The sequence below is a fragment of the Wohlfahrtiimonas sp. XWW7 genome, assembly GCF_056716055.1.
This window is the reverse complement of the sequence record NZ_CP168032.1, coordinates 2,040,524-2,060,886: the sequence shown is the minus strand read 5'-3', so window position 1 is coordinate 2,060,886 and position 20,363 is coordinate 2,040,524. Positions and strand designations below refer to the sequence as shown.

Genomic DNA, 20,363 nt, shown 5'->3' with positions numbered 1-20,363 from the left:
CACATCATGGCGCACCCTCGGTTAAAAAAGCATTTAACATATATCAATAGTTTTCTTCAGAATCCCCGCAGCGTAGGTACTTTAATGCCATCATCGCCTGCACTATGTGGTGCTATGGTTAAGGAGATAGATTGGTCTCAAAAATCCTTAGTGGTTGCAGAATTAGGTGCGGGAGATGGTGTTTTAACGCGCCATATTTTGCATGCAATGTCTCCAGATGCACGTTTGTCTGCTTATGAGATTAATCCATTGTTTTTCAGTGATTTAGAAGAGATTCAAGATCCGCGTCTCACAGTGAGAAAAGTTTCTGCTGAGATCTTAGATCAACCTTATCAAGTTATTTTTTCATGCTTACCATTTTTATCTTTACCTTTGAGAGTTTCTCTAAGAATTATTAAAGCAACTTTGCAGATATTGGAACAAACACAAGGTACGTTCATTCTTTTTCAATATACTCAACGCATGGAAAGAGTATTATCGCGTTATTTTCAGTGGGAAAGAAAATTGATTGTGAAGAATTTTCCGCCTGCTTATGTATATGTTTGTAAGCCTAAATAAGAAAGTCATAGTTTTTATGTGAATCTTCACAATTGTCTTCAGCTTCTTTGGCTTTTTGCTCTTCTAATGCTTGGATGATTTTTGGAAGGTTCATTGTATTTTTGGCATCAATACAGATGGTTTTAAAATCATCAAACCCGCTACGACGAAAGCGCTCTTGCAGTAGTCGGTTATAATGTTTTTCAATATTATGAATGTGTTGGATTTTATTTTGGGAAAATACTTTTCGTGCAACTGCATGATATTCATCAGATTCTATAAGATGTGAAAGACGAGTGTAATCATTATGTAACTCAATGCACTCTTGTGGTGCATCCGTTCCATTCTGATAATAATACAGTGCTATAAACAGAACCACCAAAAGGGCAGTAATGGATATGGCAATCTTCTCAAACATCTTGACCCCTTTAGTTAATATGTTTACATCTATTAAGCAACCATAAATATAATTATTATTTAATTAGTTATATACTAAATGTGTAAAATTTATACCATAATTTTGAGATATAGTCTAAGAATATATTTTAGAAAGAAAAAACGACTTTAAAATGTGATTTAAAGTCGTTTTTCTATTACTTAAATAAGAGTTTAAGAGAAAACGCTGAGTAAAAGCTTATTTTTTCTTAACTGGAGGAAGATCTGTACAAGCGCCTTCCGCAGCTTCCGCGGCCATTCCTACTGATTCAATCAATGTTGGATGAGGGTGAATTGTATGGGCAATGTCTAAGACATCTGCGCACATTTCAACTGCAAAGGCAATTTCACCAATTAAGTCACCAGCATTAATACCGACAACTGCACCGCCCAAAATAGTTTTGGTTTCAGGATCGAAAATTAACTTAGTTAAACCTTCTTCACGAGAGCTTGCCAATGCTTTACCACTTGCACTCCATGGGAATACTGATTTCTCATAAGGAATACCTTTGGCTTTCGCTTCAGTTTCCGTTAAACCAGCCCATGAAATTTCAGGATCAGTATAAGCAACAGATGGGATCTGTTTGATGTCAAAGAAGCGTTTGTGACCAGCACAAACTTCAGCAGCAACGTGTGCTTCATGCACTGCTTTATGCGCTAACATTGGTTGACCAACGATGTCGCCGATTGCAAAAATATTGCCAACATTTGTACGCATTTGTTTATCAACATTGATAAAGCCACGCTCTGTTACATTAATGCCTGCATTTTGTGCATCTAACTTCAAGCCATTTGGCGCACGACCAATTGCCACTAACACATAGTCATAAACTTGTGCTTCGGCTGGTGCATTTTCGCCTTCAAAACTAACTTTGATGCCTTCAGGTAATGCTTCTGCACCGACAACTTTAGTTTTGAACATCAATTTGCTGAAACGATCTTTGTTATATTTCTCAAAGACTTTCGTTAAATCACGGTCCGCACCAGGAATGAAACCTTCTGTGAATTCAACGATCTCAACATTTGAACCTAGGTTAGAGTAAACAGTTGCCATCTCTAAACCGATGATACCGCCACCAATGACTAACATACGTTTAGGAATTTCACGTAACTCCAATGCGCCTGTTGAATCTATGATACGAGGATCTTCTGGCATGAATGGTAATTTAATTGCGTGCGAACCAGCGGCAATGATCGCTTTATCAAATGATAATGTGCGAGCTGAGCCATCTGCTTGTTGAATTTCTAAGTGATGATCATCTTTGAATGATGCAATCCCTTGGATCACTTCAACTTTACGCATTTTAGCCATACCAGCCAAACCACCTGTTAACTTACTCACAACAGATGATTTATAGTTGCGAATTTCATCCAATTCAACGCGCGGTGCATCAAAGTAGATGCCTGCATTTTTCAAATGAATTTCAGCTTCTTCTTTTGCTTTCACAACATGCAACAATGCTTTGGATGGAATACAACCTACGTTCAAGCAAACGCCGCCCAAAGTAGAGTATTTTTCGATCAATGCAACTTTTAAGCCAAGATCAGCTGCACGGAATGCTGCTGAATAACCGCCAGGGCCAGCACCAATCACAACAACATCACAATCAGCATTTGATGGTGCAGACGTTGCTGCTGCCACTTGAACTTCAGGTTCAGATGCTTTGATTGCTTCAGCAGGTTTAGCTTCTGTTTTAGGCGCAGCTGCTGATCCACCAACTGTTGCGCGAGCAATGGTTGAACCTTCTTTTACTTGATCGCCAACTTTCACTAAAACTTCAGTGATCACGCCATCCACTTCAGCAGGAACATCCATGGAAGCTTTATCTGATTCTAAAGTTAATAAGTTTTGATCTTTAGTAATGGCATCACCCACAGCAAATGCAACATCAATCACATCTACACTGTCAAAGTTACCAATGTTAGGGATTTTGATGTCAATCACTTGTGATGCTGATGCAGCAACAGGCGCAGCTTCTGCTTTTGGTGCAGGTGCAACTGTTTCCGCTTTAGCTTCAGTAGCTTTTGGCTCAGATGCAGCAGGCGCTGCTGCACCTGCTTCGATCATTGCGATAACATCGCCTTCTTTCACTTGATCGCCAACTTTCACTAAAATTTCAGTAACTTTACCTGCGATATCAGAAGGCACATCCATCGATGCTTTATCTGATTCCAATGTTAGGATGTTTTGATCAATTTCTACAACATCACCAACATTTACAAGCACTTCGATCACGTCAACTGCATCAAAGTTACCGATATTAGGAATTTTTAATTCAATAGCCATAAAATCGTTCCTTATACTAAAATGCGACGCATATCTGCTAAGCATTGGTTTAAGTGAACAACGAAGCGCGCGCCAGCTGCACCATCAATCACACGATGATCGTATGACAATGATAATGGCAACATTAAGCGTGGTTCGAATTCTTTACCATTCCAAACTGGTTTCATAATAGAGCGAGAAACGCCTAAAATTGCAACTTCAGGTGCGTTAATGATTGGTGTAAATGCTGTACCACCAATGCCGCCCAATGAAGAGATTGTGAAACAACCGCCTTGCATTTGATCAGGTTTCAATTTGCCATCACGAGCTAATTTAGCCAATTCACCCATTTCAGAAGCAATTTCAATCACAGATTTTTTATCACAATCGCGAATCACAGGCACAACTAAACCATTTGGTGTATCTGCTGCAAAGCCGATATGGAAGTAGTTTTTCAAAATGAGATCATCGCCATCTAAAGAGCTGTTGAATTCTGGGAATTTTTGTAAAGCGTGAACACAAGCTTTCACTAAGAATGCAAGCATTGTTACTTTCTTACCAGATTTTTCATTTTCTTTATTCAACATTACGCGGAATGCTTCTAAATCTGTCACATCGCTTTCATCAAACTGAGTCACATGAGGAATCATTGCCCAGTTACGAGCTAAGTTAGCGCCAGAAATTTTCTTAATGCGTGACATTGGTTCACGAGTGATTTCACCAAATTTAGCGAAATCAACTTTCGGCCACGGTAATAAGCTTAAACCACCACCATTAGTTGTTGCGACAGAGCCAACGCTACCAGAACCTGACATGATGGATTTCACGTGTGCTACAACGTCTTCACGCATGATGCGTAATTTAGGACCAGAACCTTTCACTTGATTTAAATCTGCGCCCAATTCGCGTGCAAACGCACGAACAGATGGGGAAGCATGAACGCCTGAGAAATCAAGATTAGATTGATTTGTAGTAGGCGTTGCAGTTTGTACTGGCGCAGCAACTGGTGCTGGTTTTGGTGCTTCCACTTGTGGCGCTGGTGCAGGTTTTGCTTCAGCTTTTGGAGCTTCTTCTGCTTTAGGCGCTGCAGGTGCAACTTCTGCACCTGTTGCTTCAATACGGAAAACCAAATCACCTTCTTTAACTTTATCGCCTACTTTGACTAAGATCTCTTTGATCACGCCAGCTGCGTCAGAAGGAACATCCATAGATGCTTTATCAGATTCTAAAGTCAGTAATGTATCATCTTTTGCCACTGTATCGCCTACAGCAACTGGAATTTCGATAACATCTACTTCATCAAAGTTTCCGATATCAGGCAGTTTCATATCTATCATTGCCATAATCTTTTATCCTTTTCTTAATTCGGTCAATATTAAAGAGAGATTGGGTTTTTCTTGTGAGCATCGATGCCATATTTGTTGATTGCATCCGCAACAACACTTGCTTCGATCACACCTTGATCAGCCAATTCTTTCAATGCAGCAACTGTCACGTAATAGCGGTTAACTTCAAAGAATTCACGTAATTTACCGCGTGTATCAGAACGACCAAAACCATCTGTACCTAATACTTTGTAAGGCGCTTTAATTGCTGAGCGAATTTGCTCACCGAATAAACGAATGTAGTCAGATGCAGCAACAACAGGTGCATTGGTATCATTCAATAATTCAGCGACATGAGAAATACGTGGTTTATCAGTTGGGTGAAGCATGTTATGGCGATCTACATCCTGTACATCACGTGCAAGAATATTGAAGCTTGGGCAACCATAAAGATCTGCATCTACGCCCCAATCTGACTTCAATAGATCAGCAGCAGCAATCACTTCGCGGAAGATTGTCCCTGAACCTAATAAACGTACGCGTTTTGCTGAATCTGGGTTATCACCTTTCTTCAATAAGTACATACCTTTTAAAATGTCTGCTTCAGCGCCTTGTGGCATTTCAGGATGAGGGTAGTTTTCATTCATGATGGTCAAGTAATAGAATACATCTTCTTGGTCTTGCATCATGCGCTTCAAGCCATCTTGCATGATCACAGCCAATTCAAATTGGAATGTAGGATCATAAGATACACAATTTGGAATGACTTGTGCTAATACATGGCTATGACCATCTTCATGTTGCAAGCCTTCACCGTTCAGTGTTGTACGGCCAGACGTTCCGCCCATTAGGAATCCGCGAGCACGCTGATCGCCAGCAGCCCAAACTAAATCTAAACAGCGTTGTAATTGGAACATTGAATAACATACGAAGAATGGAATCATTGGCACATTGCTGACAGAATAAGATGTCGATGCTGCGATCCATGAGCTTACTGCACCAGCTTCGTTAATGCCTTCTTGTAATACTTGGCCATCTTTAGCTTCTTTATAGTACATCAATTGATCAGCATCTTGAGGGACATAGTTTTGTCCTGCCTGTGACCAAATGCCTAATTGTCTAAATAAGCCTTCCATACCAAATGTGCGAGATTCATCCACAACGATTGGTACAACATGTTTACCAATTGCTTTATCTTTTAGGATCGTGTTCAACATACGAACGAAAGCCATTGTTGTTGAAATTTCACGACCTTCTTGCGTTGCAGTCAATTGAGCTTTGAACGCTTCTAATTGTGGGGCAGGTAATGGATTGTCAGTTTTTTGACGGCGCTTTGGTAAATAACCATGCAGTGCTTCACGACGTTCACGGAGATATTTCATCTCTGGTGAATCTTCGGCAGGCTTGATGAATTTTAATTCTTCAATCTCTTCATCCGATACAGGTACTTCAAAACGATCACGGAATTGACGCAATGTTTCTGTGCTGATTTTTTTCTGTTGGTGAGATGTATTTTGTGCTTCACCTTCTTGGCCCATGCCGTAGCCTTTGATTGTTTTCACTAACAATACAGATGGCTGGCCTTCATGTTTAACGGCAGCATCATAGGCAGCATAGATTTTATTTTCATCGTGACCACCACGATTTAAGCGCCAAATATCATTGTCTGACATATGCGCAACCATTTGACGCAATTCTGGCGTATTGAAGAAATGTTCGCGAACATACGCACCATTTTTGGATTTATACGTTTGATAATCGCCATCGATTGCTTCCATCATACGCTTACGCAAAATACCTTTTTCATCTTGAGCCAATAGCGCATCCCAACCGTTGCCCCAGATTAATTTGATCACATTCCAATGGTTACCGCGGAAGTTAGATTCTAATTCTTGGATGATTTTGCCATTACCACGAACAGGGCCATCTAAGCGCTGTAAGTTACAGTTAACAATGAAAATTAAGTTATCTAATTTTTCACGGCCAGCTAATGAGATTGCACCCAATGATTCTGGTTCATCCATTTCACCATCGCCACAGAAACACCAAACTTTACGCTTAGAAGTATCTGCCAAGCCACGAGCATGTAGATATTTTAAGAAGCGTGCTTGGTAGATGGCTTGCATTGGACCTAAACCCATAGAAACAGTAGGGAATTGCCAAAAATCATTTTGTAACCAAGGATGAGGGTAAGAAGGAATGCCTTTACCATCCACTTCTCGGCGGAAGTTGAGCATTTGTTCTTCAGTGATGCGGCCTTCTAAAAATGCACGAGCATAAATACCTGGGCTTGAGTGACCTTGGAAAAAGACTAAATCTCCACCATGATCATCCCCTTCAGGGCCATGCCAGAAATGGTTAAAGCCAACTTCCCACATTGTAGCTAGGGATGCATAACTTGCGATATGTCCGCCTAAAGATGAATCGGCTAAGTTGCTCTTTACGATCATTGCCATAGCATTCCAGCGGTTATATGCGCGGATTCTATGTTCGATATCGGAATTTCCTGGGTAAGCTGGTTGCTCGTGAACAGGGATTGTATTGATGTATTCTGTTGTGCCAGAGAAAGGAACTTCGATGCCATCACGATGTGTGCGTTCAATGATCTGTTCTAACAGAAAGCGTGCTCGTTCTTTGCCTTCAGTCTTGATAACGCTATCAATGGAGGCAATCCAATCTTGAGTTTCGATTGGATCGATATCTTGAATAGTTTTTAAATCGCTCATATTTCTTCACCTATTTTGAAATAATGTGATTGTAATAATTTCTATTTGACTGAAATATTTACAAAATTAATCTGCTGAGCAGATAAATTGCTTTAAATGATAGCACGAATTTTTAAAATAAATCTGTTTGTGAAATAAAACACCAATCACCAAGCTCTAAATTTTTGGTAAATAAATTTAACTTGCCAATTTGCGTTCTCACAAGCCTTAAACACGGAAAACCTATGGCAGCACACATTCTTCGGACTTGTCTATTTTTTCCTTCAGTGATTGTGATGCTAATCCATGTAGTGGGAATGTTTTTTCTTTCACGAATGGGAGGAACTCTTTCCCAAAGATTTTCAGGTTCAGGAATAATCTCTGCTATGGCTGGCAAAGTTGTGAATTCTTTAAGTTTTACGCCTTTATGTAATTGAGCAATGGCTTCTTCTGTTACCAAGCCTTCCACTTGTGCCCAATAGGTTTTTGCGACTTTGAACTTAGGTGATGCAATTTTTGCTTGTAGTTTGCCATCATTGGTTAACAATAATAAACCTTCGCTATCTGTATCTAATCGTCCAGCAGGATAGTAACCCTGTAAAGAAACATACGACTTTAAAGTCGTATGTTTTTCATGTTCAGAAAATTGTGAAATAACGCCAAACGGCTTATTGAGCACTATTAAAGGTGTTTTTTTCATTACTTTCCTATCACTAAACAATCATTACCTATTTGTTTTAATTGGTTGCATGCTAATGTAGCATTTTCGTAGTTAAAACCTGATAAACGGGCACGATATAAATTATCTATCAGTACAATATCGATCTTTCCTTGCTTCAATTTTCGGTGTGCAATGCGCGCACGATCTTGAGCAGATTTACGATTTTTATATGCGCCCACTTGAATGGATGCTGGAGATTGTGGGTTAGAGTTATAAGCTGTATTGCTAGTTGAAATGAGCTTGATCGTCGGAATATTAGGTGTTCTATCATTCGTTACGATTTGTACAGAACTCTTGCGGTTACTTGCTTTGACTCTTTTTGGATTGGGATTTTCTTTGGGATCATATCCGACAAGTAAATCCTCTGTGATGATTGGAGAAATCGATGGATTACGACGGTTGCGTTTTAATGCATCAAAGGAATCATCCATAATGTTAACCATGATATTGTCACGAGATTCACTATTTTTACCGCCAATCACAACAGCAAATAATCGAGTATTACCACGTTGGGCGCTTGTGACTAGGTTAGAACCAGATTTTCTGATATAGCCAGTTTTAATGCCATCTGCACCCACTAACATTTGATTAACGCGATTGTGACCTTTTACTTCATATCCATCGTACCAAAAACTTGTGAGCTTAAATAAAGCATAATGTTTAGGATGATGGTTATAGAGCGCAATACCAAGTGTCACCATGTCTTGTGCTGTTGTGTATTGTGCATCGTTAGGTAAGCCATGAGCATTGACAAAATGTGTGTTTTTCATGCCAAGGCGTTTAGCGGTTTGATTCATGCGCTTTGCAAAACCTGCTTCTGATCCACCAATGTGTTCCGCAACAGCAATGGCTACGTTATTTGCAGATTGCACAATTAATGCTTTGACTGCTGTTTCTACGGTGATTGTCGAGCCAGCAGGAATGCGCTTGCCTGATTTATATTTCAAACAAGAGCATTCAGCCTGTGAGGCTTTTTGTGAAATTTTGATGCGTTGTTTCATTTTGATTTTACCTTTCGATAAATCTTCAAAAAGAATGTATAACGTCATCATTTTTGTCAGAGATGCAGGATAACGACGCTGATTTGCATCGTGTTCATAAATAACTTTGCCTGTTTTGGGTTCAACAACTAAGGCAGAAAATCCTGTGTTAGCATATGCCAAACTACTTATGCTGCCAATGACTGGTAGCATGCATGCGATTATGATTTTTTGTAATAGTTTTTTCATAGATCAATCTCAAAATGTTTAGCCAAGCCATAATATGCAGCACGTAAACCCATTGCCTCGCCGCCGACAGGACGACCTTTACGGTTACGGATATTCCATGCCATGACATCAATATGTGCGAAAGGTATATTATCACTTAAAAAGTGGGTTAAGAAAAGTGCAGCAGTGATCGCGCCACCATAAGGTTGGGTCGATGAGTTTAAAATATCAGCAAATTTTGTATCAATCCAATCATTATAAGCTTGATGCAATGGCAAGCGCCATAAATCATCCGTTTTTTGCTGACTTGAATGGATTAAGTCTAGCGCTAATTGATCATGATTAGCAAATAATGCAGGTAGCTCCGTGCCTAATGCGACACGAGCAGCACCTGTTAATGTTGCAAAATTTAAGATGGCATCTGGTGATTGTTCGCATGCATAACTGATTGCATCCGCTAATACTAAACGGCCTTCAGCATCTGTATTATCAATTTCTACTGTTAAACCATTGCGAGCTTTAATGATGTCACCAGGTCGCATTGCTGTGCTGGATACAGAGTTTTCAACAATGGGTAATAATAAACGTAATTGTACAGGCCATTCTTCTTTAATGATCCAGTTTGCTAATGCTAGAGCATGAGCAGAACCGCCCATATCTTTTTTCATTAAACGCATTCCATTGGCAGGTTTTAGATCTAAACCACCACTATCAAATGTTACACCTTTACCAATTAATGTTAGCTTTGGATGGTTAATTGAGCCATAAGTCACTTCTACCAAGCGTGGTGCAAATTCGCTGCCATGACCAACGTGATAAATTAAAGGGAAGTTTTGTTCTAATAGTTCTTCATCTTGAATGATATTCACTGTACATTTATGAGACGAAAATAAGCTCTGTGCATATTGTGCCAATGTTTCAGGATTTAAATGATTGGGTGGACGATTGATTAAAGTCCGCGTTATATAATGTGCTTCGATCTCATTCACTAGCTTTTTTCGGTCCAATTCTTTAGGGAATAGGATCTGAACATTAGGCTGTTTAGATTCTTTAAACTCATTATATTGATAAGCACCTAAAGCAAATCCTAGCAATAATTGGTACTGTGCATCTGCAGTTAAATCTTCATTGGCGATATAGTAAACGCCTTGAGGTGCTTTTGTATAAAATCCACCTAAAGAGAACATCTCTTCTGCGGAATCAAATTTAACTAATATTTTACTAATGGCGCCTGTGTCGTCTGGAATTGTTAAGAATTCAGGTTCATTATCTAAAGACTGATGAATCCAGTTTTGCTCAAATGGAGAGAAGTTAAAGTCTGATAGTTGGCGATATAGATAAATCGGCACTGCTTTAACAGTTGAAGGTGCATTGATTAATAACTCATGAAACATTTTCTCTCTCCAATTTGTAACAATTAATAATCGTCATTATCTGCGGCTAATAATACTTCGCGGTTGCCGTTAGATTGTGGCGGAGTGACGATGCGTAATTCCTCCATTTCTTCCATTAAACGTGCAGCGCGTTGATAACCAACGCGTAATTTACGTTGAATGTATGAAATGCTTGCTCTTCTAGATTCAACAACAATTTTCACTGCTTCATCAAATAAAGGATCTTGTTCATCTGATGGCGATGCAGGTACGCCAGAAGCTTCTGGTGATAATCCTGGAATTGCTTCTGTTGGTTCTTGTAAGATATCTTCAATATAATCAGGTTCACCTGTTAATTTCAAGAATTCAGCAACTTTATTGACTTCATGATCATCGACAAATGAACCATGCACACGGATTGGTACATTGACGCCTGAAGGTGCATATAACATATCGCCATGGCCTAATAATGTTTCCGCACCTTGTTGATCAATAATCGTACGAGAATCAATTTTACTGGAAACTTGGAAAGCAATTCGCGTTGGAATATTTGCTTTAATTAAACCTGTGATGACATCTACAGAAGGGCGCTGAGTTGCAAGAATTAAGTGAATACCTGATGCTCGTGCTTTTTGTGCCAATCTTGCAATGAGCTCCTCACATTTTTTACCAACCAACATCATCATGTCCGCAAATTCATCAATCACCACAACGATGAAGGGAAGCTTTTCTAATAATGGTGGATTTTCAGTATCAGAAACATGTTCGCTTCTACGCCATAAAGGATCAATAATTGGTTGTCCTGCATCCATGGCTTCTTGGACTTTTTGATTAAAACCCGCAATGTTACGAACTTTCAATTGACTCATCAACATATAGCGGCGTTCCATCTCTGCAACGCACCAACGCAGAGCATTGGCGGATTCTTTCATATCCGTGATGACTGGGATTAATAAATGTGGAATGTCGTTATAAACAGATAATTCCAGCATTTTTGGATCGATTAAGATTAAGCGTAACTCTTCAGGGCGCGCTTTAAAAAGCATGCTCAAAAGCATTGTGTTTACGCCCACAGATTTACCTGAGCCTGTTGTACCTGCAACAAGCACATGTGGCATTTTTGCAAGGTTTGCCAAAACAGGTTCGCCAGAAATACTTTTACCTAAAATTAAAGTCAAAGGATCTTTAGCATCTTGATATTCTTTGGACTCTAATCCTGTTTTAAAGTAGACGATCTCTCGCTTTCGATTAGGAATTTCTAAGCCAACATAACTCGTGCCTGGAATAATATCCACAACGCGAACACTTGTGACAGATAAGCCGCGTGCAATATCTTTTTCAAGATTGTTAATTTGCGCGACTTTAACACCTGGCGCTAAATCTAATTCAAAGCGAGTGACAACAGGACCTGGTTCAATATTGGCAACTTGCACTTTAATGGAGAAGTTTTTAAGTTGCTCCTCAATGAGTTGAGCCATATCATTGAGTTCATCAACATCATATTGATTATAAGATGGCGGAGGATCACCTAAAAGATTCAATGGTGGTAATTGTCCTGCCATAGGGAACTGTTTTAATAGCTCTGCTTTTTTACCTTCACTCATTGGCTCGGGCATGCGCGGTGTTGGCATGACTATGTTTTGTTTAGGTTCTTGAATTGGTTTAGGTTCTTGAATTGGTTTAGGTGCTTCGATTTGCGGCTCTGGCTCGATAATAAGTTCAGGCTCTGCTTGTACAGGCGATGGTGTAGGTTCAAATGGTTCCCATGTTGGCACAGAAATTTCTTCAATTGCTGGCTCAATTGTAAGTTTTGTATGATCAGGTTCTTCAAAGAACTCTGTGACTTGAGGCAGGTCGATCTCTTTTTCAGTGGATTCCGTGATCATTTCAACGTCAGGGAAGCTTTCCATGATGAACGTTTCTGTATTGTGATTAGGCTCTTCAATTGTTGCAAATGTTGGTTCATCAGAAAATTTGGGAGGATGATATTTTTCTAGTTCCTCTAAAAAAGCATTGAAGTCTTGTTCATCATCGTGAATATGTGCAGTTCTGATTGTTTCAGTTGCTTTATGATCCGCAAAGCTATTAGTTTGTGAAAACATGGATTGCCCAGTATGTGAATTTGGCGCAATTTCAGGCTCATTAAATGTCTGACTGGGAATAATGGGTTCGTGTTTTTCTGTGGGTATATTGAATACAGGTGTTTGTGCGGACGGCTCTAATTCTGCCGATGCTGTTTTGGCAAACATAGATGCTGGTATTTCTAAAGGTTCGTCGTTATTCACCCAATCAGATAGATTTTTGACACGAGCATCTTCAGGCGTAGTATTTTCGTCACTTTGTGGTGCTGACTTAATGGTTGGGCGCTTGAAGATAGAAGGAAGTTTTGGTTCACCTTTTTCATCCATTTGAGGTTCAAATTTAGGTGTAATCGTTGAAGCAGTATTCTCTTCTGATGTGTATGAATGTACTGCGCCAAAGGTTGGTTCAGCTTTAAATGAATGTGCAGGGATGTGCTCTTTCTGAATATCATCATGATTTTCATTAAGGGCAGGTTCTAGATCTTGTGTGTGTTGTTTATGCTTGATGAATTTTGAAAATAAACTTGTTTTAGGTTGTCCTTCATCAGATTTTTCTTCGGTATGTGATTCTTTGGTCATTAGATGTTCAATGTTTGCTAAATCACCAGTGTTGTCTTTCTCGTTTGATTGCTTGAATAAGCCAACGAGCATTTGGAATGCTTTAATTAAAATTGCACCAATGGCTTCTGTCCAAACTAATGGGCCGCAACCACTGGCCATGATGGCTGTGATGAATAGTAAGAAAAATAGAACGACTTTACTGACGGTGATGGAAATAAAACTTTCTGGGAATATATTTTCGAGCCAACCAACAGAGTGACTAAGCAGCGTTGCAATGAATTGTCCAATCGCGCCGCCATGTTCAATGAGGTTGCCATTGGGATTATAAACATTGAATAGGGAAGCAAGGGATAATAGTACCAAGGCGACACCTACAACTCTAATAATGATTGTTTCAATGTCTAAGTTTTTATAGGCTTCTTGATAAACTAAACGGTAACCATATGCAATGAGCAGTATTGGTGCAAACCATGCGGCTCTACCAATTGTGCTGAATAAAATGTCTGAGAAGTATGCACCGCGAGTGCCCAACCAATTACTCACTTGCGATGTTGCCATGGTTTTGCTCCATGCAGAATCATCTGGATGGTAAGTTAATAAACTCACTAGCATTAATAGTGCAACGATGACAACGCTACCGAATATGATATTACAAACAATCTTATTGGCTTTTTTTGTTGGATTAGTTGTGATTTCAAGAGGCTGACGTCGAATGGCTTGTTTCAATGTTAAGCACCCAATAAATGATGTAAATAAAGAAAGAAGTTTACCATACATTCAGCTAAATCAAAAAAGCCCCAGTTGGTCTGGGGCTTAGTGTTTTAGAAGTATGTCATCGATTCTTCTTGAATTTCATCTGCTTTCTCTTTTTTAGGTGGCAATAAATTTTCACGTTTAATGCCTAAAATTAGAGCACTTGCTGATGCGATGAAGATGGATGAGTATGTACCCACCAAAATACCGATCAACATGATGAAAGAGAATGAATGAATTGCTTCTCCGCCAAATAGATAAAGTGCCAATACTGCTAACAATGTTGTCGCAGATGTCATAATCGTACGAGACAATGTTTGATTGATAGCTTGATCTATGATCTCTTTTGGTGTGCCATTTCGAGATGCGCGGAAGTTTTCACGGATACGATCGAGGACAACAACGGTATCATTAACAGAATAACCAATAACAGCCAAAACTGCTGCCAATGAGGTTAAGTCGAATTGTAAATGACCATATTTGCCAAGGATCGCAAACACAGCAAGTACAAAGGCCGCATCATGTACTGTCGATAAAATTGTACTCGTTGCTAAACGCCATTCAAATCTTATCCAGATATAAGCAAGAATCATTAGAATTGCGATAACAGAAGCTAAAATACCACTGTTGACCAATTCATCACCAACTTTGGAGCCGATGAAGTCAACACGTTTGATCGTTACATCTTGATCAATGAGTTCTAAAGCACCTAAAACAGCTGTAGAAATTGATGATTCATTCATGCCTTCAATGATTGGTAGTGTGATCAATACATCACGGCTTGATCCGAAATGTTGAACTTCAGCATTTTCTAAACCAACTTCTAAAAGTGCAGCACGAACATCATCCGTCTCAATGCTGTGTTTATAAACAGCTTCAACTTCTGTGCCGCCTGTGAAATCTAATCCATACTTAAAGCCAAAGAATCCAACAGAACCAATTGCAGTGACAATAACAACAGCACATACAGCTAACCAAGCTTTAGCGTGCTTCATGAAATCATAAGTGGTTTCACCACTGAAAATATGGAATAACTCTCTGCCGCCAATTGGCAATGATTTAATACGGCGACCGCCCCAAATGAAGTTAACAATCGCTCTGTTCATTAATACTGCTGTGAAGACAGATGTGATGATGCCAATGGATAAAGTTACAGCAAAACCTTTGATTGCGCCTGAGCCAATTAAGAATAAAACAACAGCAGCAAATAAACTGGTTAAGTTGGCATCCATGATGGTTGCGAAAGCTTTATTGAACCCATCATTGATTGCATTTTGTGGGCTGACACCTTTTCGTAGAACTTCTCGTATTCGTTCATTGATCAGTACGTTAGCATCCACGCTCATTCCAAGTGAAAGAACTATACCTGCAATCCCAGGTAATGTGAGCGTTGCTTGTAATAAAGATAAGCAGGCAATGATTAAGATTAAGTTAGCAACCAATACAACATTTGCGATTAAACCAAACATGCTGTAACGAATTAACATGAATACCATAACAGCAGCTAAGCCGTAGAAACCAGCAGCCATACCTTTATCGATATTATCTTTACCTGCACTAGGGCCGATTGTTCGCTCTTCAATGATTTGAATTGGCGCCGCTAATGCCCCAGAGCGCAATGTGATTGCTAATTTATTTGCTTCTTCCAATGAATCTAAACCAGTGATGACGAAGTTTTTGAATAATTGCTGTTGAATCGTTGCCGCGTTAGCTACTTCTTCTACAACGATATTGCGTTTAACTTCTTTGCCATTTTGCATAATGGTTTCTACTTTATGCTCAATGAATACTGTTGCCATTGGCTTGCCAACATTCGCTTTTGTCACAACAGAGAATTTATCAGCGCCTTGTGAATCCAATGTGATGGAAACTAAAGGGCGACGATTCTCAGGGTCGATTTGTGCCACGGCGTTAACAATGGATTCACCTGTTAACATCACTTGGCGTTTTAATAAAATAGGTGCACCAGTATCACGCCAGTGATAAAGTTTCGTGCCTAACGGTGCATTTTTCGCGCCGCTTGCCACTTGAGCCGCTTCTAAATTAGAGTTCTCATAAACGATGTGAAATTCTAAAGTAGCCGTTGTTCCTAAGATTTCTTTGGCTTCAGCTGTGTCTTGCACGCCTGGTAGCTGAACAACGATACGATCAGCGCCTTGTTGTTGGATGATTGGCTCTGCAACGCCCAATTCGTTCACACGATTACGCAATGTCACAATATTTTGTGCGACAACATTACGTTTACGTTCTGCTAATTCAGCATCTGAAAGCTTTGCGATTAATGTATTGCCTTTGATAGACCAGTTTAATTGCGTTAGATTTTGTTTATTAATCGTAACAGCATTGCGAGCATTTGCTGCTTCTGCATCAGAATTAAAGGTAATATCAATGGATGAATCTTTAACAGAGATAGATTTGTAAGTGATCTTTTGATTGCTTAATGATGTTTTGATCTCATCAGCATAGCTTTCTGTTAATTGTGTGATGAGCGTGTTCATGTCAATTTCTAATAAGAAATGCACACCACCACGAAGATCAAGGCCTAAATACATTGGTCTGAAGCCGAGGTTTTCTAACCATTCAGGCATATCTGGTGCTAAGTTTAAAGCTGTCATATAACCATTGCCAAGATCGTGGGCAATTAAGTCTTTAGCTTTGAGCTGTGTTTCAGTATCGTTAAAACGAACCAAAACTTGATCATCGACTTGTTCGATTCTTTTATATGGCAATTGTGCTTTGGTTAATAGCGACTCGATATTTGTGACGAGTTTTTCATCCACTTTGGTTGTGCGAGTTGCAGAAATTTGTACCGAAGGATCTTCGCCATATAAGTTAGGCAAGGCAAGTAAAGTAGATATTGCCAATACCACTATGATTAATAAGTTTTTCCAGAGCGGATAACGGTTTAGCATAATTATTTCTTCGTTGTTATATGAAAAGTGAAAAGGCAAGTTATTCACTTGCCAATCATTTCGTTAGGTTAAATTGCGTATTAACCGTTATTTTCTTTTGTTTCAACTGCTGCAGTTGTTTGTGCAGTTTCAGCTACTGTTTCTTCTTTCTTAGCTTTTTTGTTGCCTTGTGCATTATCTGCTGTGCCCTTGTAAGTACCTTTTGGTACCATTGATACGATTGCTTGACGTTGTAATTTGATCACAACATTGTTTGCAATTTCAACAGAAATATAACCATCAGCAACTTCTGCTACTTTACCAATGATGCCTGCGCTTGTGATAACTTCGCTACCTTTTTTCAATTCGTTCATCAAATTTTGATGTTCCGTTTGACGTTTTTTGTTAGGGCGAATAATCATAAAGTAGAAGAATAAACCCATCACTGCCAACATGATCAATGTGCTTGTCATGCTACCTTGTTGAGCTGCGGCATCTTGTGCATTTGCAACAGTAGTAGAAACAACAGCTAATGATAAAAGTAACGTTCTTAACATTGTAAAACTCCAAAAATAAAAAGATGTTATCTCATAATGAGACTTAATTTTCAAAATACAATTGCAATCAATGAAATTATTTTTGAATTAATTGATCAACGTGTTGATTGATGTTTTCAACAGTAAAGCCGAACACTTCAAATAGTTGCTCTGCTGGTGCTGATGCACCAAATGTATCAATTCCGATCACTGAATCTGCAAATTCATACCAGCCACGAGTTGTGCCAGCTTCTACAGCCAAAATAGGTAAGCTGCCTAAGACTGCTGATTTATAAGCCGCATCATTTGCGCGGAACAATTCAACGCAAGGCATAGATACAACGCGAACATCGTCACGCGCTTCTGCTGCTTTCATTGCCAATTCAACTTCTGAGCCTGTTGCGATGATTGTTACTTTAGCATTAGCATTTTCTTTCAATACATAACCACCTTTAGCAATATTTGCTAAAGCTTCAGCTGTACGAGGTTGGAAGGATAATTTTTGACGAGACAATGCCAATAATGTTGGGTTTTTATCTGATGTTAAGCCAGAAGCCCAAGCAGCCATTGTTTCTACTGTATCAGCAGGGCGCCATACATTTAAGTTAGGGATTAAACGTAAAGATTCAACGTGTTCAACTGGTTGGTGTGTTGGGCCATCTTCACCCAAACCGATTGAGTCATGCGTCATGACGTAAACAACTTTTTGTTCCATCAATGCGCTCATGCGAATTGCATTACGCGCATAATCACTGAACACTAAGAATGTTGCACCATAAGGAATAAAGCCACCATGCAATGCTAAACCATTCATGATTGCAGCCATACCAAATTCACGCACGCCATAACGAACGTAGTTACCTTCGCCTGTTGCAATGTCTAAGTTTTTGCTTGCTTTGAAGAATGTGTTGTTTGAAGGCGTTAAGTCAGCTGAGCCGCCAACGATTTCAGGTAAATGAGATGCCAATGCATCTAATGCATTTTTACTTGCTACGCGCGTTGCAATGCTTTCGCCTTTTGCATTCACTTCTGTCATTGCATTGGCAATGATTTCGTTGAAGTTTTCAGGCAATGCCATATTCATACGGCGCAAAAATTCTTTTGCTAACTCTGGATATTTTGTTTCGTATTGTGCAAATGCAGCTGCCCAGTTTTGTTCAATTGATAAACCTTTAGCTTTAGCATCCCAATGAGCTGCAACGTCTGAAGGTGTTTCAAATGCAGGAGAAGTCCAACCCATTTTTTCACGGATTGCAGCAATTTCAGCGTCACCCAATGGTGCGCCGTGAGTTGCTTCAGAACCTTCTTTAGAAACAGAGCCTTTACCAATTTTAGTTTTACAAATGATTAAAGTTGGTTTTTCTGATTGTGCTTTAGCTTCTGCAATTGCTTTAGAAACAGCTTCAATGTTATGACCATCAATCGGGCCAATCACATTCCACTGATAAGCTTCAAAGCGTTGTTTTGTATTGTCTGTGAACCAGCCAGATACATCGCCATCGATAGAGATTGCATTGTCATCATACAATGCGATCAATTTGTTTAATTTTAAAGTACCTGCCAAAGCACAAGCTTCGTGAGAGATACCTTCCATCATGCAGCCATCGCCCATGAATGTATATGTGTGGTGATCAACAATGCTGAAATCATCTTTGTTGAATTCTGCCGCTAACATTTTTTCTGCTAAAGCAAAACCGACAGCATTTGTGATGCCTTGGCCTAAAGGACCAGTTGTAGTTTCGATGCCAGGAATATAACCGTGCTCAGGGTGACCAGCTGTTCTTGAGTTTAATTGACGGAAATTTTTCAAGTCATCAACTGAAACATCATAACCTGTCAAATGAAGCAAAGAGTACAAAAGCATTGACGCATGGCCGTTTGACAAAATAAAACGATCACGGTTAAAGAAATTTGGATTGCTTGGATTGTGTGAAAGGTGATTATGCCAAAGTGCATAAGCCATTTCTGCCATGCCCATTGGTGCGCCTGGATGACCAGAGTTTGCTTTTTGGACAGCATCCATACTTAAAAAACGGATAGCATTAGCACTTTTTTGTTCGATTGACGACATGTTCAAATCCTTAGAATGAATAAATAAGAAAATCAATCCTATCATTATACTGAATCTGACTAGATAAATCACTTGTTGATCTGCTGTTCCATAATATATTTCTGATTAAAGTCATTGTTGCAATTATAGAACAGTTTGTTGGATGAAAATCGTTCGCATTTAATGGCAGAATGCTTATAATTATCGACACAATTTATGGTTTCAACAATAATTTAGGCGTTAGATCGCAAAAGGATAAAATATGAGTCACTTTCAAAATTTATTAGAAAAACGTAGAACAATTTATCAATTGGGTAAAAATGTTGCTTTATCAAAAGATGAAATTACGACATTAATTAAGAAGGCAGTGAATGAATCACCGTCAGCTTTCCATTCACAAAGCTCACGTGTTGTTGTGCTATTGGGTGATGAGCATACAAAGGTTTGGGATATTACAGAAGCACAGTTGCGTAATATCGTACCTGCGGATCAATTTGAACCAACGAAAGCACGCATTGATGGTTTTAGAGCAGCATTTGGTACGATCCTGTTTTTTGAAGATCAGAATGTTGTTAAGGGTTTACAAGAGAAGTTTGCTTTGTATGCGGATAATTTTCCAAAATGGTCGCAAGAATCAACAGCAATAGCACAATATGCGGTTTGGTTGTTATTAGCAGAAAATGGCATTGGTGCAAATATTCAGCATTACAATCCATTGATTGATGCTGAAGTGGCTAAAGAATATGGCATTCCTGAATCTTGGCGATTACATGCTCAAATGCCATTTGGTGAAATTGTTGCGCAAGCTGATGTTAAAACCTATATGGATGAAGCGGATCGTTTTAAAGTATTTGGTTAATTGTTTTTATAAACAAGTAATTGAATTAAATTCAAAGGATTATGTGACTACATGATCCTTTT

13 protein-coding genes are annotated in these 20,363 nt (G+C 39.2%); 2 read left to right on the top strand and 11 right to left on the bottom strand.

The window, feature by feature from the left end; genetic code table 11:
* The first annotated feature begins 6 nt into the window (after nt 1-6).
* Entirely contained in the window at nt 7-558 is a 552-nt protein-coding gene (locus ACA100_RS09825; RefSeq protein ID WP_481077535.1) for a class I SAM-dependent methyltransferase, read from the top strand.
* On the opposite strand, the gene ACA100_RS09820 is transcribed toward ACA100_RS09825, so the two are convergent.
* The 11 genes from ACA100_RS09820 to tkt form a co-directional block, all read right to left on the bottom strand.
* Nucleotides 551-955 (bottom strand): hypothetical protein, encoded by a 405-nt coding sequence (locus ACA100_RS09820; protein WP_481077534.1) that lies wholly within the window; start codon nt 953-955, stop codon nt 551-553. The genes ACA100_RS09825 and ACA100_RS09820 overlap by 8 nt on opposite strands.
* A 216-nt stretch (nt 956-1,171) precedes the next feature.
* A complete protein-coding gene (gene lpdA, locus ACA100_RS09815) occupies nt 1,172-3,259 on the bottom strand; it encodes a dihydrolipoyl dehydrogenase (RefSeq protein WP_481077533.1) in 2,088 nt (695 codons plus the stop codon).
* Between the two features lie 11 nt (nt 3,260-3,270).
* Nucleotides 3,271-4,581, bottom strand: a complete 1,311-nt coding sequence (gene aceF, locus ACA100_RS09810) for a dihydrolipoyllysine-residue acetyltransferase (protein ID WP_481077532.1) — start codon at nt 4,579-4,581, stop codon at nt 3,271-3,273.
* A 32-nt stretch (nt 4,582-4,613) separates the two neighbouring features.
* Nucleotides 4,614-7,289, bottom strand: coding sequence for a pyruvate dehydrogenase (acetyl-transferring), homodimeric type (aceE, locus tag ACA100_RS09805; protein WP_481077531.1), 2,676 nt, complete (start codon nt 7,287-7,289; stop codon nt 4,614-4,616).
* A 112-nt stretch (nt 7,290-7,401) separates the two neighbouring features.
* On the bottom strand, nt 7,402-7,968 hold the full coding sequence (locus tag ACA100_RS09800; RefSeq protein ID WP_481077530.1) for a pseudouridine synthase: 567 nt from the start codon (nt 7,966-7,968) through the stop codon (nt 7,402-7,404).
* Complete coding sequence (locus ACA100_RS09795; RefSeq protein ID WP_481077529.1) at nt 7,968-9,218, bottom strand: D-alanyl-D-alanine carboxypeptidase; 1,251 nt, start codon at nt 9,216-9,218, stop codon at nt 7,968-7,970. The genes ACA100_RS09800 and ACA100_RS09795 overlap by 1 nt, the downstream gene beginning before the upstream one ends.
* A complete protein-coding gene (locus ACA100_RS09790; protein ID WP_481077528.1) occupies nt 9,215-10,591 on the bottom strand; it encodes a M17 family metallopeptidase in 1,377 nt (458 codons plus the stop codon). The genes ACA100_RS09795 and ACA100_RS09790 overlap by 4 nt, the downstream gene beginning before the upstream one ends.
* A gap of 23 nt (nt 10,592-10,614) precedes the next feature.
* On the bottom strand, nt 10,615-13,938 hold the full coding sequence (locus ACA100_RS09785) for a DNA translocase FtsK (RefSeq protein ID WP_481077527.1): 3,324 nt from the start codon (nt 13,936-13,938) through the stop codon (nt 10,615-10,617).
* Nucleotides 13,939-14,033: 95 nt separating this feature from the next.
* On the bottom strand, nt 14,034-16,877 hold the full coding sequence (gene secD / locus ACA100_RS09780; protein ID WP_481077526.1) for a protein translocase subunit SecD: 2,844 nt from the start codon (nt 16,875-16,877) through the stop codon (nt 14,034-14,036).
* An 80-nt stretch (nt 16,878-16,957) separates the two neighbouring features.
* A complete protein-coding gene (yajC, locus tag ACA100_RS09775; protein ID WP_481077525.1) occupies nt 16,958-17,413 on the bottom strand; it encodes a preprotein translocase subunit YajC in 456 nt (151 codons plus the stop codon).
* A 76-nt stretch (nt 17,414-17,489) separates the two neighbouring features.
* Complete coding sequence (gene tkt / locus ACA100_RS09770; RefSeq protein ID WP_481077524.1) at nt 17,490-19,463, bottom strand: transketolase; 1,974 nt, start codon at nt 19,461-19,463, stop codon at nt 17,490-17,492.
* A 241-nt stretch (nt 19,464-19,704) separates the two neighbouring features.
* Here tkt and ACA100_RS09765 point away from each other — a divergent pair, with 241 nt between their 5' ends.
* The gene (locus ACA100_RS09765; RefSeq protein ID WP_481077523.1) at nt 19,705-20,301 is read left to right on the top strand and encodes a nitroreductase family protein; all 597 of its coding nucleotides are present in this window, start codon (nt 19,705-19,707) and stop codon (nt 20,299-20,301) included.
* The last annotated feature ends 62 nt before the right edge of the window (nt 20,302-20,363 follow it).

What these genes read in the sequence shown, in the direction of transcription:
- yajC (WP_481077525.1), bottom strand. Translation starts at nt 17,413, where the DNA reads ATGTTAAGAACGTTACTTTTATCATTAGCTGTTGTTTCTACTACTGTT.
- aceF (WP_481077532.1), bottom strand. Translation starts at nt 4,581, where the DNA reads ATGGCAATGATAGATATGAAACTGCCTGATATCGGAAACTTTGATGAA.
- secD (WP_481077526.1), bottom strand. Translation starts at nt 16,877, where the DNA reads ATGCTAAACCGTTATCCGCTCTGGAAAAACTTATTAATCATAGTGGTA.
- ACA100_RS09820 (WP_481077534.1), bottom strand. Translation starts at nt 955, where the DNA reads ATGTTTGAGAAGATTGCCATATCCATTACTGCCCTTTTGGTGGTTCTG.
- aceE (WP_481077531.1), bottom strand. Translation starts at nt 7,289, where the DNA reads ATGAGCGATTTAAAAACTATTCAAGATATCGATCCAATCGAAACTCAA.
- ACA100_RS09790 (WP_481077528.1), bottom strand. Translation starts at nt 10,591, where the DNA reads ATGTTTCATGAGTTATTAATCAATGCACCTTCAACTGTTAAAGCAGTG.
- lpdA (WP_481077533.1), bottom strand. Translation starts at nt 3,259, where the DNA reads ATGGCTATTGAATTAAAAATTCCTAATATCGGTAACTTTGATGCAGTT.
- ACA100_RS09795 (WP_481077529.1), bottom strand. Translation starts at nt 9,218, where the DNA reads ATGAAAAAACTATTACAAAAAATCATAATCGCATGCATGCTACCAGTC.
- ACA100_RS09825 (WP_481077535.1), top strand. Translation starts at nt 7, where the DNA reads ATGGCGCACCCTCGGTTAAAAAAGCATTTAACATATATCAATAGTTTT.
- ACA100_RS09800 (WP_481077530.1), bottom strand. Translation starts at nt 7,968, where the DNA reads ATGAAAAAAACACCTTTAATAGTGCTCAATAAGCCGTTTGGCGTTATT.
- tkt (WP_481077524.1), bottom strand. Translation starts at nt 19,463, where the DNA reads ATGTCGTCAATCGAACAAAAAAGTGCTAATGCTATCCGTTTTTTAAGT.
- ACA100_RS09765 (WP_481077523.1), top strand. Translation starts at nt 19,705, where the DNA reads ATGAGTCACTTTCAAAATTTATTAGAAAAACGTAGAACAATTTATCAA.